Origin of the sequence: Pseudophaeobacter sp. EL27 (genome assembly GCF_900313025.1) — a bacterium.
GTDB lineage: Bacteria > Pseudomonadota > Alphaproteobacteria > Rhodobacterales > Rhodobacteraceae > Pseudophaeobacter.
In genome coordinates this window covers 76,026-91,257 of the sequence record NZ_OMPQ01000002.1, presented here as the reverse complement: position 1 = coordinate 91,257, position 15,232 = coordinate 76,026, and the positions used below count along the sequence as shown (strand labels likewise).

Genomic DNA, 15,232 nt, shown 5'->3' with positions numbered 1-15,232 from the left:
TCTGCACGGCAGCAGCGGGGCCTTCACAGTGGTTTTTGCAACAGGGCCAGGATCGCGCCTGCCAACAACAGACCAGCCGCAGCCAAGAGGCTGATGCCGATGTTGTTAAACAGATCCCCAACCAATCCGGCTCCATAGGGGCCGAGGGTCTGTGCGACTGCAAAGACAACAGTAAACAGGCTGATCGCGCTGGCCCAGCTTTCAGGGGGCAAGTTCTGGCGGGTAAAGTTGGTGACTGCGCCGGGTGCCATGAAGACCGAGAGGCCAAAGACCACCGCCGAAATCAGCAGCGCGGAGCCACTGGGCAGCACCACTGGCAGGGCTGAGCCGATGGCAATGCCAGAGAGGATCAATGCCAGTGGCAGCCCCGAGTTGAAGCGCATCAGAACCGGGCGCCAAACCAACGGCGAGACACAGATCGAGAGGCCAAGAATGACCCAGACCAGCGCGATGAACCCGGCGCCGGCGGCCTGCTCGGTCATCCAGGCAGACAGGAAGGTGAGATAGACGATATAACCCAGCCCAAAGCCCGCATAGCCCGCCATCTCTGGCAATATCCGACGCAGGGGCAGCGGTGTGGCCTTGGTCTGTGATTGCGCAGGTGGACGCTTTTGCAGCGCGGCCCATAGGCCGAGGGGGAGAAACGACAGGCTGGCGATGCCGATCAGGATCCACCCCATGGGCCAGGAGGCAGGGCCAAACCTGTCGAGCATCAAAGGCAGCGTGGCGCCGGTCAGTACGATGCCAAGGCCCCCACCGGAGCCAAACAGGATCGCAATGGCCAGCGCGTTGCGGCGGGGGTCACCCTGAAACAGACCTGCGGCCAGGGCGCCGGCGGTAGAAAAGGACATCGCGCCAAAGATACCTGCCAGAATACGCCAGAGCGTCTGCCACCAGAGTGCCGCGTTCAGCCCGGTGGCGAGAAGGGCGATTGTTGTGGTGATCAGACCAAAGGCAAACAGGCGCGCGGGTGAAATATGCCGGATCAACAGCATGGTCAGGATGGCTCCGGCAATATAGCCGATTGCATTGGCGGTGTTCAGCCAGCCAGCCTGGGCATAGTTCCAGCCCATTTCGGATTTCATCGCCGGTAGCATCAGCCCATAGGCAAAACGGGCAAAACCGTTTGTCACGGTTACCCCCAATGCCAGGCCTGCCAACACGATCCATTGGCGTGTCGGGGTTGCGTGCATGGAGAGATCATCCGGTGACGCTGGGGGCATGGATATGGGCAGCCTTGCTTTGTGCGACTTTCCATCAGCGGAAGGCCATCCGTCGCAAGCTGTCAATGATGCGCCGCGCGATCAAGGCAATTTGTGCCCGGTGATGCGGATTGTCGCTGCTGGCGCGGCAGGTGCTGGTTTCCAGCTTTTGGGGCGGTGGCCCAAGCTGCACCAGAGCGCATCTTGCGTGGCGTCTTGCAGATTCAGGCCCAGGCGCAAAAGCGGGGTTTTGCGCCTGGGCCGGGTTTGGTGTCCTCAGGGGGCTGGATTTATTGCCTCCGCAGGGGACGGAGACAAAGCAGCCAGCGGGAATTCTGCCTCCAAGGCGGGCGGATCCCTGACCTCCAGATGGGCAGGTGGCAGCCCTTGCAGATAGCGCGCATGGGCCATGTCGAACCCTTGCTCCAGCTCGCGGGTAAAGCCCTTGGTGTCAAAAAGCGGAGCCGAGAGACGGTTGCGTTGCAATGTGCTGCGCAGGCTCGCCAGCGCGTCGAGATCGCTTGCCAGCTCCAGGGCGCGGGCTTCGTAATCGGCGGCGGATTTGGCGATCAACTCCGGCAAACCAAGCGCGCTGAGCTGGCTGGCGCCAACACGAGAGGCAAACTGGCGCCCCGGCAGGGTAAGGACCGGCAATCCGGCCCAAAGCGCATCACTGGCGGCCGTCTGGGCGTTGACGGTAAAGGTGTCCAGGAACAGATCGGCGACCGGGTGCCGGGCAAGATGCTCTTCCTGGGCGATACGCGGCGCAAAAATCAGACGCTCAGGGTCCTGACCCCGGCGAGTGGCCTCTTGGCGCAAATGCGCCTTGGCGGTCTCGCTGCACTCCAGCAGCCACAAAACGCTGTTTTCTACCTGGTCAAGCAGGCGCATCCAGATGTCAAATTCAGCCGGAGTGATCTTGTAGCTGCTGTTGAAAGAGCAGAACACAAACCCCGTCTCTGGCAAACCACAGTCCTTGCGGGTGAATTGCTGCCCCGACAGGGTGCGCTTGTCATCATTGACCTGAAAACTATGCGGCAGGCGGATCAGATGTTCCTCAAAGTAGCGCTCACTGCCAGCAGGGCAGGTGACATGATCGCCAACAAAATAGTCCATGGCCGTTGTGCCCAGGGTGCCTGGAAAGCCAAGGTAGGACATGTGCAAAGGGGCCAGCCGATGGGCAAACAGCGTGGTTCTTGAGGTGCCGGTAAACCCTTTCAGGTCGATGGCGATGTCCAACCCGTCTTTGACCACCAGTTTTGCCGCTTCGCCGTCAGAGAGCTGGCTGATGTCCACAAAGCTGCTGACAGCCTTGCCGATGCGGCTGCGCATGGCATCTTCGGGGGTGCTATCATAGGAATAGGCGATGATGTCAAAGCGGCTTTGGTCATGGGCTTCAAACAGTCCGGCCATCTGACGCATCGTGGCGTGGTCGTGGAAATCGGAAGAGAAATAACCGATGCGAAGCCGCTCTGGGCGATCACTTCCCATCAGGTCTGCAGGCAGGGGCTTGGCGGGCTCCACTTTGGGCAATGCGGTGTTTGCGTGGGCCTGAATTCGTAGGCGCAGCAGGTCCGGATTGTCCTCAAAGGTGAGCGCGGCAAAGGGCGCGCAGGCCTTGCCGGTGAGACCAAGCTGGCGGCGCGCCTGCTGATAGTCTTCAATCCAGCTCCAGTCATTCAGCTGCGCTTGGGCGTGAAATTTGTCAGCGCGGGTGCGATCATCACTGGGGTTGTCTTCCAGCATGGTCTCAAACCGCTGGATCGCGGCCTCGGTGTCGCCATCTCGGGACTGCAGCTGTGCCAGGTTGTACTGGGCGCCCGTCAGATGAGGGGCCAGTTCTGTCGCCTGCTCCAACAGGGCTTTTGCCTCCAGGGTCTTGCCCGTTTTCAACAGCACATTGCTATAGTTGAACAGCACCACCGGATTTTCCGGCGCCAGTTTCGCGGCCTTGTTCAACAGGGGAGCAGCCTCATTCAGGCGGCCCAGATCAATCAGGGTGTTTGCCTTGTTGTTGAGGGCGTTCAAATGGCTGTCATCCAGCGACAGGGCCTTGTCAAATAGCGCCAGAGCATTGTCGATATGGCCCTGTGCACGGTGAACATCTGCCATGCTGGAAAATGTCGATGGATCTTTGGGATTTAGCTCACAGGCCTTGTTCAGACAGGTTGCCGCCTCATCCAGGTTGCCTTCCTCAAGGTGGCATTTGCCAAGCATGTTCCACAGGAAATGGGATTTTCTGTGGTTGTTGAGAAGCGCCGCGCAGGCGCTCGCTGCCTTGGCGTAGTCATTGGCCTCAAAGGCGACAGTCAGCTTTTGCTGCGCTTCCAAACTGGGATTGAGATCCCGCTGCGAACTCTCTCGAAGCCTGTTCAGCGCGGCTTGGGCGCGGGTGTTTTTTGGAAACTTGGCAAGGATGTCACCATAAACCTTGGCGGCTTCCTCGTGCTTGTTTTTTTGTTCCAGTTGGTTTGCTTTGGTCATGGATACAGCGATATTCATGGAATCCTATCTCATAGTCACGCACAGGCGGCTGGCCTTCATTCTGAGACTTGGGAGCCGCGTCTTTATGGTTAGGCGAATGGAATTAAGATTGAGTTTCGACAAATTGAAACCATCTTGCGGCTGCGCAAAGATGGTACTGTGTCGGTCTTAGCGCGGGCTTCAGCAGCAGAGGCGCTTTCAGGGCGCAAGGCAATTGTGTTCCCGCCTCAGCCCGCCTAGGCTGTATAAAAACCAAAACAGGCATGACACGATGAGCGAGCAACATCCAAACCCCTATATCGGGTTACCGGAAACGGCTTTTTGGAAGCGGGCCGTGGCGGCGCGAAACCCGCTTGAGATCTCGCATCTCTGGCAGCCCAAATTTCCGGTGCCACGCAAGCATAAGGTGATCACGGCGGGCTCCTGTTTTGCCCAGCATTTTAGCCGGGCACTGGTCGCGCGTGGCTATGGCTGGCTGGATGCGGAACCGGCGCCGGCTTTGCTCAGCGATGAACAGGCGCGGGATTTCAATTACGGGATTTTTTCGTTTCGCACGGGCAACATCTATACCGCCCGCATGCTGCGCCAGTGGTTGAGCTACGCCTTTGAAGGCGAGGAGCCGCCGCTTGAGCACTGGGAGAAGGAGGGGCGGTTTTATGATCCGCTGCGTCCAGGGATCGAGCCAGAGGGCTTTGCTGATCTGGCAGAGTTGCAGGCCTCGCGCTCTGCGGTCCTGGCGGCGATTCGCAATGCTGTCATGGGCGCGGATGTCTTTGTCTTTACCATGGGGCTGACGGAATGCTGGCGGCATCGAACCAGCGAGTTTGAATATGCCATGTGTCCGGGCACGCTGGCGGGCCGTTTTGACCCGGAGCAGCATGAGTTTGTGAACCAGAGCTTTGTTGGCATTCGGCGCGACATGCTGGCGGCTTTGAAAATTCTGCGCCAGGCCAATCCCAAATTGAAGGTGCTGCTGACGGTCTCGCCGGTGCCGCTGACGGCAACCGCCTCTGGCGAGCACGTATTGACAGCCACATCGCATTCCAAATCGGTTTTGCGGGCGGTGGCTGGTGAAGTGGCGGCTGAGTTCAAACATGTCGACTATTTCCCCTCTTATGAAATCATAACGCATCCGGCCTACCGGGGTATGTTCTATGCCCCCAACCAGCGCAGCGTGGTGCCGCAGGGGGTCAACCATGTGATGGAGAGCTTTTTTGCCTGCCAGAATGAGGCTTTCCCCTGGCTGGCACGCAAGTCCAAGCGCGGTGGGGCAAAGCAGGGGGGCGGCACGGCTGCTGCCAATGCCCGGGCGGTCAAATGTGACGAGGAGTTCCTGGATGCCTTCGGCTAAATCACCCGCGCGCAAAAAAGCCGGCAAAAGCAGCAAAGCGCCCCCGGCGCGCGCCCTGAAGTTCTGTGTCTTTGGGGATAGCCATATTGCCTGTGTCAAACATGCCCTGGATGAGAATCTGCTTGATCTGACAGGTATTGAACTGGCGTTCTGGGGCGCGCCGGGACCACAGTTTCGCGATCTGCACCTGGAAGAGGGGCGCCTGGTTGCACGTGGCGAGGCGGTGCGCGACAGTCTGGCAAAGATCAACCCAACCCACAGTGAGGCCTTGGAGCCGCAGGGCTATGACGGTTTTTTGTTCATCGGCTGTCGGTTGCGGGTTTCCGAGTTTGTGCTGCCCCTTCTGGCCAGCCAGCCGGGCTCTTCTGACTATCTGAGCGCCGCGGTGCGCGACTTGATGCTGACACGTTGGCTGGATGGCTGCCGCTGGTACCGGGCGGCGCGCGAATTTGCCAAACAGCGCCCAGTCTTCTTTTCTCCGGCAGGGTTTCTCAATGACGGAATTCTGAGCGAGGATGAGGTGGCCCGGAGCGTCAACACCGAAGCCACAAGGGCGCAGCGTCAGGTGATCTGGGATCGCATCGACCTGGCGATGCAGCTGGACAACATCCGGCTGATCCAACAACCTGAAGACACAGTGACCCGCGGCGGGCTGACCCGCGCCGAATTTGCGACCCAGCTTGGGGATCAGGGGGACGACAGCGTGCATAAGAATGGCGCCTATGGGGCGATGATCCTGAATCAGGCGCTGCGCGAAATGCATGCGGCACCGAAAAAACCCTAGGGCTTGAAATCGAGGGCTGTTGGCGTTAAATGCCGCAGACCCTGCTAGCAGAGAGACACAAGGCACATGGCCACACTCAATCCCGTTCAGTTCATCCAGCAAGTTCGTGCCGAGGTGAGCAAGGTCGTTTGGCCTACTCGTCGCGAAGTTCTGCTGACCACTGTCATGGTCTTTATCATGGCCGCTTTGACAGCCGTGTTTTTTGCCTTGGTTGATCTGGTGATCCGCTTTGGTCTGCAAGGCCTGCTGGGCATGTTTTAAGCACTCAGCCCCAGATCAATTGGAGTGCGCTGTTGCTTGCCCCAATTTGCTGGACTGATCAGCGGGCCATCCGGCCCGTACAAAACCGGACCCGGCTCTTGATCTTGCCCCCGTGGGCGGGTAGTTGAGCCAGAACCTCTGACGTGGGCGTGCGGCGATTCGTGTTGCGCGCCGATTTTTGTTAAGGCGCTGTAAGTGTCTGGGCAGGATCACGGCAGATATCAATTTTACTGACGGCGTCGAAATCCTTTTCGCGCGGCAAAACTAAGGACGGTCAAGTTCATGGCGAAACGGTGGTATTCGGTCAGCGTTCTTTCGAACTTCGAAAAGAAAATCGCAGAGCAGATTCGCACATCCGTTGCTGAGCAAGGGCTTGAGGACGAAATCGATGAGGTCCTGGTCCCCACCGAAGAGGTGATCGAGATCCGCCGCGGCAAAAAGGTCTCGACCGAGCGCCGCTTTATGCCCGGCTACGTGCTGGTCCATATGGAAATGTCCGACCGTGGCTATCACCTGATTTCCTCGATCAACCGGGTTACCGGCTTCCTCGGCCCACAGGGCCGTCCGATGCCGATGCGTGACGCCGAAGTTCAGGGCATCCTGGGCCGTGTTGAGGAGGGCGTCGAGGCACCACGCACCCTGATCTCCTTTGAGATCGGTGATAAGGTCAAGGTCAACGACGGCCCATTCGAGGACTTCGACGGTATGGTCGAGGGTGTCGATGATGAGGCGCAGAAGCTCAAGGTTTCGGTCTCCATCTTTGGCCGCGAAACCCCGGTCGAGCTGGACTACACCCAGGTCACCAAGCAGAGCTGATTGCTTAGAAAATTCAGAATTAGAAACGCCGCGATGCCCTTGGGATCGCGGCGTTTTGTGTTCTGTGCGGAGCTGTAGCTGTGAAACTGACGCCTTTGAGCACGGGTTAATCTGGGTCGCTAGGTTGGGCCTGCATGCATTCCGGCAATATCGGGGGCGAATTGCTTTAAACCCCTGCCCAATGCCTGGTTCTGTCGCGAATTGAGAACAGTCGTCTGTTAGAGCCTGTAAGGCCTATGGCCCTGCCACAGCTGCAAAACTTGTTTGTATGCACCTTGTGTCATTGCGTGTTATGGAAGCCTATGCCGAACTAGGGGCATTTTATTCTACAATTAGCGGAGGTCCTAAGCATGTCGTTGCGGGGTCGATTGTTCTACAAATCACGTAAATTCTATGATGATGATTTTGACTGGAATACCTACACAGCTGATTCCTACGAACGTAGGTTGGTTGGGGTTGTGGAACGCGATAGCCAGGCGGTCGCTAAATCTGGTGAGTTGAGCTTTGATGAAGCCACCGGCCATATTGTTGCATCGGGGCGGCCAATTCACCCCAATCAACAGGCAATTCTTGAGGCGATAGGGCGACTGCAACCTGGGTCGGTCCACGAGGTAGGCTGCGGCGCCGGAGATCATTTGGCCAATGGTAAGGCCCTGTTCCCCACGATTGCCTTTTCTGGTGCTGATCGGGGGCAAACGCAGTTGGATCTTGCTGCAGGGCGGCACCCCGAACTGGCTGCAGATCTTTCTCTGCAGGATCTTACGATGCCTTTCTCAAATCATTGGCCGCGTGCGGATTTCGTTTACAGCCAAACCGTATTGATGCACATCCACACGGCGGTTAGTCATTTTGTCGCTTTGGCAAATATGGTCAATTCGGCAAATCAGTTTGTTCTGCTGATGGAGAACCAGCAATGTCATAACTTTGTCGCCGATATTTCGAACCTGTGGAAGGGCGGCCACTTCAATTGGCAGACAATGCACATGTACCGGTTTGATGGCTCAACAGGTGCGCGGACAATCCTGTTGTCCAAGGAAGAGCAGGATCTTCCCGTTCTCACCAGCGATGAGCAGTTACGTGAAGGGCTTAAGCCATCGAAGCGGAGGCTTAAACGGGCCGACGAAGACAGCGCGCGCGGATCGTTCGGCGTCCCTCTTGGCTGATGGCTGCATAACGCATCAAGCGCCATGAAACACTAAAGGCGGAGTGGGTGGATATTGGCTTTTGTCACGCTGCCCGCTTGCCAGCCACACCATTCCCCTGTAAGTGCCCCCAATCGTCTTTGGGCGAGATTCTCTCGTGGGAGATTCGGAGGTCGCGATCTTCGGTCGGACCACGCAACACCAAATCGGATGGGACGCGTCTCATCCTCCGTTGAAAGGACAACCAAATGGCTAAGAAGCTTGTTGGTTCGATGAAACTGCAGGTTGCTGCAGGTCAGGCAAACCCATCCCCGCCAGTTGGCCCCGCTCTGGGTCAGCGCGGCATCAACATCATGGAATTCTGCAAGGCGTTCAACGCCAAGACCGCAGACATGGAGCCAGGTGCGCCTTGCCCAACCGTGATCACCTACTATCAGGACAAGTCCTTCACCATGGACATCAAGACGCCGCCTGCGTCTTATTACCTGAAGAAGGCTGCCAAAGTTAAATCCGGCGCCAAGACACCTTCGCGTGAAACCGTTGGCACCGTTACGGCTGCTCAGGTGAAAGAAATCGCCGAAGCAAAAATGAAAGATCTGAACGCCAACGATATCGAAGCGGCGATGAAGATCATTCTGGGCTCTGCCCGCTCCATGGGCATCGAGGTGAAGTAAGATGGCAAAGCTCGGAAAACGTACACGCGCCGCGCGCGAAGCAGTCGCTGGCAAAGCCAACCTCACCGTTGCTGAAGCCGTTGCTCTGGTCAAAGCCAATGCAACCTCGAAGTTCGACGAGACCATCGAGATTGCTCTGAACCTCGGCGTTGACACCCGTCACGCGGACCAGATGGTTCGTGGCGTTGTTGGCCTGCCAAACGGCACCGGCAAAGCCATGCGCGTTGCGGTATTCGCTCGTGGCCCCAAGGCTGACGAAGCAACAGCTGCTGGTGCAGACATTGTTGGCGCAGAAGACCTGATGGAAAGCATCCAGGCCGGTAACCTCGATTTTGATCGTTGTATTGCCACCCCTGACATGATGCCAATCGTTGGTCGTCTGGGTAAGGTCCTCGGCCCACGTAACCTGATGCCAAACCCAAAAGTTGGCACCGTGACCATGGACGTCAAGGCAGCTGTCGAAGCGGCCAAAGGCGGCGAAGTTCAGTTCAAAGCTGAAAAAGGTGGCGTTGTGCACGCAGGCGTTGGCAAAGCGTCCTTCGACGAAGCCAAGCTGGCCGAAAACGTCTCTGCCTTTATCGCCGCCGTTGCCAAGGCGCGCCCATCGGGTGCCAAAGGTGCCTACATGAAGAAGATCGTTCTGACTTCGACAATGGGCCCTGGTGTGACCCTGGACGTGGACGCTGCTGTCTCTGAGTGAGATCGCAACTTGTCGATGTGAATTGAGAATGGGCGGCGCCGAAGGGCCCGCCCTTTTTCTATTGTCACTGGAGCGCGGCGTTTCGCGGGAAACGGTGCTGGTTTTTTAGGCTGTCCGGCCCTTGTTCCGGATTGGATGATTTACCACTTGGAAATCCCTCGAATTGGCAGTAATACGACCAAGAGGTAAAGCGTGCGATTCGTCGTGCGCTTTATTTCATTTCGTCCAAGATGGTGGGTGACCTGTCGATCGGGTCTTAATTTCCCTCCTGAGACGGGAAAGACAAATAAGATCGAGGGTTCTTTATACCTTCGGGCGAGGTTGGCTATCCCGGTAAAACGGACTTGAACGTCAGGCATTTATGTCTGGCACATCAATGAGCCGGGGTGTTTACACCCCAAATTTGGAGAGAACTGTGGATAGAGCCCAGAAAGAGAAATTGGTCGAGGAACTCGGCCAGATCTTCGAAAGCTCTGGCGTCGTGGTGGTTTCCCACTACGTCGGTCTGACAGTTGCTGAGATGCAGGACCTACGAGCGCGCGCAAGCGAAGCTGGTAGTGCCGTGCGTGTTGCCAAAAACAGGCTCGCCAAAATCGCCCTCGAGGGTAAGCCGTGTGAAAGCATGTCTAACCTGCTGACGGGGATGACCGTTCTGACCTACTCCGAGGATCCTGTGGCTGCGGCCAAGGTTGCCGAGGAATTCGCCAAAGAGAACAAGAAATTCGAAATTCTTGGCGGCGCAATGGGTGAGAACGCTCTGGACCGGGCTGGTGTTACAGCTGTGTCGAAAATGCCTTCGCGCGACGAGCTTATTGCTCAGATCGCAAGCTGCATCGGCGCACCTGCAAGCAACATCGCTGGGGCCATTGGCGCACCTGCAAGCAATATCGCAAGCATTCTTTCGACCATCGAAGAGAAGGCGGAAGCTGCGTAAGCGGTTAGCACTGAATGACTGGCGTGGGGAAATATCCCATGCGTTAGAACACATACACTGAACACGGAAAGAGCTGATACAATGGCTGATCTGAAAGCACTCGCAGAAAGCATCGTGGGTCTGACCCTGCTGGAAGCACAAGAACTGAAAACCATCCTCAAAGACGAGTATGGCATCGAGCCCGCCGCTGGCGGCGCAGTGATGATGGCAGGCCCCGCCGATGGCGGCGCTGCTGAAGAAGAAAAAACCGAATTCGACGTCGTTCTGAAGAACGCCGGCGCGTCCAAGATCAACGTGATCAAAGAAGTTCGCGCGATCACCGGTCTTGGCCTGAAAGAAGCCAAAGAGCTGGTCGAAGCTGGCGGCAAGATCAAAGAAGGCGTGTCGAAAGACGAAGCCGAAGAAGTCAAAGGCAAGCTGGAAGCAGCTGGCGCCGAAGTCGAAGTGGCCTAAGCCATTTTGTCTGGGGAGTTGGTCGGGATTTCCTGACCTTATCCTTGCAAAATTCAGGCTGGATCCGAAGAAATTCGGGTCCAGCCGAATCTGTCTCAGTAAGGGCCATAGTTAACGGCCTTTTCTCAGGCGAGGTTCAACGGATCGGGAGGCCGCCATTCGGGACGGTGGCCATGAATAGATCCAACCACGCTGTCTCGTATGGGCAAGATGCTGTGGCCCGGCAGCAGTCTTGACCGGTGAGAACTCGAAAGGTGACATCTGACATGGCTCAAACGTTCCTTGGCCAGAAACGTCTACGTAAATACTATGGCAAAATCCGCGAAGTGCTGGATATGCCGAACCTCATTGAGGTTCAGAAATCGTCATACGACCTGTTTCTCCGTTCCGGAGATTCCCCAGAGCCGCTCGACGGTGAGGGTATCAAGGGCGTATTCCAGTCGGTTTTCCCGATCAAGGATTTCAACGAAACCTCCGTTCTGGAGTTCGTGAAATACGCGTTCGAGAAGCCCAAATACGACGTCGAAGAGTGCATGCAGCGCGACATGACCTATTCAGCGCCGCTGAAGGTTACTCTGCGTCTGATCGTGTTTGATATCGACGAAGATACCGGCGCCAAGTCGGTCAAGGACATCAAAGAGCAAGACGTCTTCATGGGCGATATGCCTCTGATGACCCCCAATGGCACCTTTGTCGTCAATGGCACCGAGCGTGTTATCGTCTCCCAGATGCACCGCTCGCCTGGCGTGTTCTTTGATCACGACAAGGGTAAGACGCATTCCTCTGGTAAGCTGCTGTTTGCCTGCCGCATTATCCCGTATCGCGGCTCCTGGCTGGACTTCGAATTCGACGCCAAAGACATCGTTTTTGCCCGGATCGACCGTCGCCGCAAACTGCCTGTGACTACCCTGCTTTATGCGCTGGGGCTGGACCAGGAAACCATCATGGATTCCTACTACGACACGGTGAACTACTCGCTCGATAAGAGCCGTGGTTGGGTGACCCCCTTCTTCCCCGATCGTGTGCGTGGCACCCGCCCGACCTTTGATCTGGTCGATGCGGCCTCCGGTGAGATCTTTGCCGAAGCTGGCAAAAAGGTAACCCCCCGTGCCGTGAAGAAGATGATCGACGAGGGCGCGATCAGCAATCTTCTGGTCCCGTTTGATAACATTCTTGGCAAGTTCGTCGCCAAGGATATCATCAACGAAGAAAACGGTGCGATCTACGTTGAGGCCGGCGATGAGCTGACCCTGGAACACGACAAGGGTGGCGAGATCATTGGCGGTACCGTCAAAGAGCTGATGGATGCCGGGATCACCGATATTCCTGTTCTGGACATCGACAACGTCAATGTTGGCCCCTACATGCGCAACACCATGGCGGCGGATAAAAACATGGGTCGCGATACCGCGCTTATGGATATCTACCGTGTGATGCGCCCAGGCGAGCCACCCACCGTCGAAGCTGCTTCTGCGCTGTTTGACACATTGTTCTTTGATAGTGAACGCTATGATCTCTCGGCCGTTGGTCGGGTGAAAATGAACATGCGTCTGGCACTGGACGCCGAAGACACCCAGCGGACCCTGCGCAAGGAAGACATCGTCTCCTGCATCAAGGCCCTGGTTGATCTGCGTGATGGCCGTGGCGGCATCGATGACATCGACCACCTGGGCAACCGTCGTGTACGGTCCGTTGGCGAATTGATGGAAAACCAGTACCGCGTTGGTCTGCTGCGCATGGAGCGCGCGATCAAAGAGCGGATGTCTTCTGTCGAGATCGACACTGTGATGCCACAGGATCTGATCAACGCCAAACCCGCCGCGGCTGCGGTGCGTGAATTCTTCGGCTCTTCGCAGCTGTCGCAGTTCATGGACCAAACCAACCCGCTGTCGGAAGTCACCCACAAACGCCGTCTCTCGGCGCTTGGGCCTGGCGGTCTGACCCGTGAGCGTGCCGGTTTTGAAGTGCGAGATGTTCACCCGACCCACTATGGCCGGATGTGTCCCATTGAAACGCCGGAAGGCCCGAACATTGGTCTGATCAACTCGCTGGCGACCTTTGCCCGCGTCAACAAGTATGGCTTCATCGAGACGCCTTATCGTGTTGTGAACGAAGGCAAAGTGACTGACGAAGTTCACTACATGTCGGCGACCGAAGAAATGCGCCACACTGTGGCTCAGGCCAACGCCTCGCTGGATGAGAACGGCAAGTTCAAGAACGATCTTGTCTCGACCCGTCAATCCGGTGACTACACCCTGGCGCCTAGCGAAAGCGTTGATCTGATCGACGTTTCGCCGAAGCAGCTGGTCTCGGTTGCGGCGTCGCTTATCCCGTTCCTTGAAAATGACGATGCGAACCGGGCCCTGATGGGTTCGAACATGCAACGTCAGGCGGTTCCACTTTTGCGCGCCGAGGCCCCATTGGTCGGCACCGGCATCGAAGAAGTTGTGGCCCGCGATTCTGGTGCGGCGATCATGGCGAAACGCGGCGGTATCATCGATCAGGTTGATGCTCAGCGTATCGTTATTCGCGCCACATCCGATCTCGAACTGGGTGACGCAGGCGTAGACATCTACCGCATGCGCAAATTCCAGCGTTCGAACCAGAACACCTGCATCAACCAGCGTCCGCTGGTGAAAGTAGGCCAGGAAGTCCGCAAGGGCGAAGTGATTGCCGATGGCCCCTCCACCGATATTGGTGAACTGGCTCTGGGTAAAAACGTCGTCGTAGCCTTCATGCCCTGGAATGGCTACAACTACGAAGACTCCATTCTGATCTCCGAGCGTATCGCCCGTGACGACGTCTTTACTTCGATCCACATCGAAGAATTTGAAGTCGCCGCCCGTGATACCAAGCTGGGCCCAGAAGAAATCACCCGTGACATCCCCAACGTTGGTGAAGAAGCACTGCGCAACCTCGACGAGGCTGGCATCGTGTACATCGGCGCTGATGTTGAACCGGGCGATATTCTGGTCGGCAAGATCACACCAAAGGGCGAAAGCCCAATGACGCCAGAAGAGAAACTGCTGCGCGCCATCTTTGGTGAGAAAGCCTCGGACGTGCGTGACACCTCCCTGCGGGTGAAGCCTGGTGACTACGGCACAATCGTCGAAGTCCGCGTCTTCAACCGTCATGGTGTGGAAAAAGACGAGCGTGCGCTGCAGATCGAGCGTGAAGAAGTCGAACGTCTGGCCCGTGACCGCGACGATGAGCTCGCGATCCTGGACCGCAACATCTACGCCCGTCTGCGCAGCATGCTGCTGGGTAAAGTGGCTGTCAAAGGCCCCAAAGGTATCCGTACCGGTGCCGCCGTTGACGAAGATGCCCTGTCGCAACTGAGCCGTGGCCAGTGGTGGATGATCGCTCTGGAAGAAGAGCAGGACGCCAAGGTTGTTGAGGCCCTGAACGAGCAGTACGAGGCACAGAAACGTGCTCTGGACGCCCGTTTTGAAGACAAGGTTGAAAAAGTCCGCCGTGGTGACGATCTGCCGCCCGGTGTGATGAAGATGGTCAAAGTCTTTATCGCCGTGAAGCGTAAGCTTCAGCCAGGTGATAAAATGGCTGGTCGTCACGGCAACAAAGGTGTGATCTCGAAAGTGGTTCCCATGGAGGACATGCCGTTCCTTCAGGATGGTACCCCTGTCGATTTCTGTCTGAACCCGCTCGGTGTTCCCTCGCGGATGAACGTTGGTCAGATTCTTGAAACGCATATGGGCTGGGCCGCACGCGGTCTGGGCATCCAGGTGGATGATGCGCTGCAGGAATTCCGTCGCTCCGGCGATCTGACCCCTGTTCGGGACGCGATGAAACATGCCTATGGCGAAAACGTCTATGAAGAAGGTCTGGCGGACATGTCCGAAGACGATCTTCTTGAGGCGGCAGGCAATGTGACCCGCGGTGTGCCAATTGCGACACCTGTCTTTGACGGTGCCAAAGAGGCTGACGTAAACGACGCGCTGGTGCGCGCCGGGTTCGACTCCTCTGGTCAGTCGGTTCTGTATGATGGTCGTACCGGTGAGCAGTTTGCCCGCCCTGTGACCGTCGGTATCAAGTACCTGCTGAAACTGCATCACCTGGTTGACGACAAAATCCACGCCCGTTCCACTGGCCCATACTCGCTGGTTACCCAGCAGCCATTGGGTGGTAAGGCGCAGTTTGGTGGTCAGCGTTTCGGGGAAATGGAAGTCTGGGCTCTCGAAGCCTATGGCGCCGCCTACACCCTGCAGGAAATGCTCACCGTTAAATCGGATGACGTTGCCGGTCGGACCAAGGTCTATGAATCGATCGTCAAGGGCGAGGACAACTTTGAAGCGGGCGTACCCGAAAGCTTCAACGTTCTGGTCAAAGAAGTCCGTGGCCTCGGCCTGAACATGGAACTCCTGGATGCGGAGGAAGAGGAGTAAGGGCGCCCGCCCTTACTTCCCTCCACCC

General features: G+C 57.1%; 12 protein-coding genes. 10 read left to right on the top strand and 2 right to left on the bottom strand.

Annotation, left to right across the window (positions count from 1 at the left end; genetic code table 11):
- Positions 1-23 precede the first annotated feature (23 nt).
- Positions 24-1,223 (bottom strand): YbfB/YjiJ family MFS transporter, encoded by a 1,200-nt coding sequence (locus ED661_RS00580; protein WP_122072020.1) that lies wholly within the window; start codon positions 1,221-1,223, stop codon positions 24-26.
- Between the two features lie 255 nt (positions 1,224-1,478).
- A complete protein-coding gene (locus tag ED661_RS00575) occupies positions 1,479-3,704 on the bottom strand; it encodes a glycosyltransferase family 41 protein (protein WP_122072019.1) in 2,226 nt (741 codons plus the stop codon).
- A gap of 253 nt (positions 3,705-3,957) precedes the next feature.
- Between ED661_RS00575 and ED661_RS00570 the strand changes: the two genes are divergently transcribed.
- The 10 genes from ED661_RS00570 (at position 3,958) to rpoB (ending at position 15,204) form a co-directional block, all read left to right on the top strand.
- Positions 3,958-5,037: a GSCFA domain-containing protein gene (locus tag ED661_RS00570; RefSeq protein WP_122072018.1), complete on the top strand. Its 1,080-nt coding sequence runs from the start codon at positions 3,958-3,960 to the stop codon at positions 5,035-5,037.
- The gene (locus ED661_RS00565; RefSeq protein WP_254054728.1) at positions 5,024-5,821 is read left to right on the top strand and encodes a hypothetical protein; all 798 of its coding nucleotides are present in this window, start codon (positions 5,024-5,026) and stop codon (positions 5,819-5,821) included. The genes ED661_RS00570 and ED661_RS00565 overlap by 14 nt, the downstream gene beginning before the upstream one ends.
- Positions 5,822-5,887: 66 nt before the next feature.
- Positions 5,888-6,082 (top strand): preprotein translocase subunit SecE, encoded by a 195-nt coding sequence (gene secE, locus ED661_RS00560; RefSeq protein ID WP_122072017.1) that lies wholly within the window; start codon positions 5,888-5,890, stop codon positions 6,080-6,082.
- 282 nt (positions 6,083-6,364) lie between these two features.
- Positions 6,365-6,898, top strand: a complete 534-nt coding sequence (gene nusG / locus ED661_RS00555; RefSeq protein ID WP_054463460.1) for a transcription termination/antitermination protein NusG — start codon at positions 6,365-6,367, stop codon at positions 6,896-6,898.
- A gap of 350 nt (positions 6,899-7,248) precedes the next feature.
- Entirely contained in the window at positions 7,249-8,061 is an 813-nt protein-coding gene (locus ED661_RS00550) for a class I SAM-dependent methyltransferase (RefSeq protein WP_122072016.1), read from the top strand.
- Positions 8,062-8,288: 227 nt separating this feature from the next.
- The gene (rplK, locus tag ED661_RS00545) at positions 8,289-8,714 is read left to right on the top strand and encodes a 50S ribosomal protein L11 (RefSeq protein WP_122072015.1); all 426 of its coding nucleotides are present in this window, start codon (positions 8,289-8,291) and stop codon (positions 8,712-8,714) included.
- Position 8,715: 1 nt separating this feature from the next.
- Entirely contained in the window at positions 8,716-9,414 is a 699-nt protein-coding gene (rplA, locus tag ED661_RS00540; RefSeq protein WP_122072014.1) for a 50S ribosomal protein L1, read from the top strand.
- A gap of 415 nt (positions 9,415-9,829) precedes the next feature.
- On the top strand, positions 9,830-10,348 hold the full coding sequence (gene rplJ, locus ED661_RS00535; RefSeq protein ID WP_122072013.1) for a 50S ribosomal protein L10: 519 nt from the start codon (positions 9,830-9,832) through the stop codon (positions 10,346-10,348).
- 81 nt (positions 10,349-10,429) lie between these two features.
- On the top strand, positions 10,430-10,801 hold the full coding sequence (rplL, locus tag ED661_RS00530; RefSeq protein WP_122072011.1) for a 50S ribosomal protein L7/L12: 372 nt from the start codon (positions 10,430-10,432) through the stop codon (positions 10,799-10,801).
- A 266-nt stretch (positions 10,802-11,067) separates the two neighbouring features.
- Positions 11,068-15,204 (top strand): DNA-directed RNA polymerase subunit beta, encoded by a 4,137-nt coding sequence (gene rpoB, locus ED661_RS00525; protein ID WP_122072010.1) that lies wholly within the window; start codon positions 11,068-11,070, stop codon positions 15,202-15,204.
- Positions 15,205-15,232 lie beyond the last annotated feature (28 nt).

What these genes read in the sequence shown, in the direction of transcription:
- ED661_RS00580 (WP_122072020.1), bottom strand. Translation starts at nt 1,223, where the DNA reads ATGCCCCCAGCGTCACCGGATGATCTCTCCATGCACGCAACCCCGACA.
- ED661_RS00575 (WP_122072019.1), bottom strand. Translation starts at nt 3,704, where the DNA reads ATGAATATCGCTGTATCCATGACCAAAGCAAACCAACTGGAACAAAAA.
- ED661_RS00570 (WP_122072018.1), top strand. Translation starts at nt 3,958, where the DNA reads ATGAGCGAGCAACATCCAAACCCCTATATCGGGTTACCGGAAACGGCT.
- ED661_RS00565 (WP_254054728.1), top strand. Translation starts at nt 5,024, where the DNA reads ATGCCTTCGGCTAAATCACCCGCGCGCAAAAAAGCCGGCAAAAGCAGC.
- secE (WP_122072017.1), top strand. Translation starts at nt 5,888, where the DNA reads ATGGCCACACTCAATCCCGTTCAGTTCATCCAGCAAGTTCGTGCCGAG.
- nusG (WP_054463460.1), top strand. Translation starts at nt 6,365, where the DNA reads ATGGCGAAACGGTGGTATTCGGTCAGCGTTCTTTCGAACTTCGAAAAG.
- ED661_RS00550 (WP_122072016.1), top strand. Translation starts at nt 7,249, where the DNA reads ATGTCGTTGCGGGGTCGATTGTTCTACAAATCACGTAAATTCTATGAT.
- rplK (WP_122072015.1), top strand. Translation starts at nt 8,289, where the DNA reads ATGGCTAAGAAGCTTGTTGGTTCGATGAAACTGCAGGTTGCTGCAGGT.
- rplA (WP_122072014.1), top strand. Translation starts at nt 8,716, where the DNA reads ATGGCAAAGCTCGGAAAACGTACACGCGCCGCGCGCGAAGCAGTCGCT.
- rplL (WP_122072011.1), top strand. Translation starts at nt 10,430, where the DNA reads ATGGCTGATCTGAAAGCACTCGCAGAAAGCATCGTGGGTCTGACCCTG.
- rpoB (WP_122072010.1), top strand. Translation starts at nt 11,068, where the DNA reads ATGGCTCAAACGTTCCTTGGCCAGAAACGTCTACGTAAATACTATGGC.